Consider the following 1590-nt stretch of genomic DNA (forward strand, 5'->3'; position numbering starts at 1 on the left):
CCCCATGACCGCCTCCGCCGCCTCCGGACTGCCGGCACACACCGCCACCGCCACCGTTGGCGGAAGGAATCCATCCGAACTCCAGGTCGCCGTAGCGGAGGGGATCCACCCCCTCGCCCTGCCAGGGTCCAGCCCCCATCGATGACCGCTCCAGGTCGGTGCAACCCGTCGCGTCGTCGCGCCCCGGAACGAAGACGCCCCCGCGAAAGCCCTTGCCGCTGGCGTCGATCAACCCGTTGTTCGTCACCGTCCCCCGCGCCAGGAACGCCAGGACCCCTCCCGTGCTGCCATCCCACCCGCGGGCGACGAGGCTCGTCCCCTTGGGAATGAGGACGTCCTCGTACTCCGGGACGCGGACCACCTGGGTGACGGTCCCCGCATACGCATGGAGCAGGGGCGCCCTCAACATCAGCTCCGCCTCCTGGCCATAGTGAACCCGGTCGACCCGTGCCAGTTCCCAGTTCCCCACCGGGCCTCCGGAGAGATCGATGGACGCCGGGTTGGTCCCCTGCAGCGACGAATCAACGCCCTGCATCTGGATCACCAACACCAGATCTCCCCCCCCGAAGCCTCGGACGGAACCCACGGGGATCCGGCTGACGCCCGTGGCGACCGCACGCGTCACCTGGGCATAGTCATTGATCACGCTGTCCGGGCCCCGCGCGGTGTGGTGGATGCCTCCGAATCCCAGGAAGAACAGGTCCGGCGTGGCCAGCACGGCGGTCCCCACCAGCACCACGCCCACCACCAGCGCCTTGAGCATCGAGGGCTTCATCATCGGGTCTCTCCGGAGCCGGGCTCACGCCGGGGGCTCACTGGCTTCTCCGCCTGCGGGTCGACGATCAGGAACTCCACGCGGCGGTTGTTCTCCCGGCCGACGGAGGTCAGGTTGCTGTCGATGGGACGATCCTGTCCGTACCCGTAGGCCGCGAGGCGCTCGGGCGGGACGTTCTTGCTGATCAGGTACTGGCGCACCGCCGCCGCACGCCCCTGCGACAACTGGCGGTTCGCCTCCGGCAGGCCCCGGTCGTCGGTGTGCGCACCCACCGCGATGAGCGGGAACTCCGGGTGCTCCAGGATGACCTGCGCCACCCAGTCAAGCACCGGGTTGGAGCGCGAGCTGACGCGCGTCTGCGCGGGCTCGAAGTAGATCTTCCCGCGCGCCTCCAACCGCGTCGGGTGGAGCACCACCAGCGGGTAGATGTGCTGCGGGCAGCCCAGGTTGTCGTAGGGGCCGGCCTCGTTGGCGCAGCTGTCGATGCGGTTGGGCACGCCGTCCTTGTCCGTGTCCGTCTCCGGGCAGCCGTCGCGCTCGACGGGGCCCGCCTCGTTCGGGCACGCGTCCTTGTCGTTGTCGAGCCCGTCCTTGTCCGCGTCGCGCACCGGGCAGCCCTGGTTCTCCGGGGGCCCCGCTTCGTTCGGACACGTGTCCGAGTCGTCCTCCGTGCCGTCCTTGTCCGTGTCGCGCAGCGGGCAGCCCTGGCTGGAAGCCGGACCGGGCTCCACCGGGCACATGTCCAGCGCGTCCTCCAGACCGTCGGAGTCCGTGTCCATCTTCTCGCAGCCGTTGCGCTCCAGCGTGCCGGGCAC

1 protein-coding gene and 1 pseudogene are annotated in these 1590 nt (G+C 70.1%); both read right to left on the reverse strand.

Annotated elements, in window-relative coordinates:
- A pseudogene (locus D7X74_RS41860) lies at positions 1-778 on the reverse strand (adhesin); the annotation flags it as partial.
- On the reverse strand, positions 775-1590 hold an 816-nt coding region (locus tag D7X74_RS41865; RefSeq protein ID WP_147446908.1), incomplete at its 5' end, for an OmpA family protein. The gene D7X74_RS41865 and the pseudogene D7X74_RS41860, both read right to left, overlap by 4 nt.

The organism is Corallococcus sp. CA047B (assembly GCF_003612065.1).
Classification (GTDB): domain Bacteria; phylum Myxococcota; class Myxococcia; order Myxococcales; family Myxococcaceae; genus Corallococcus; species Corallococcus praedator.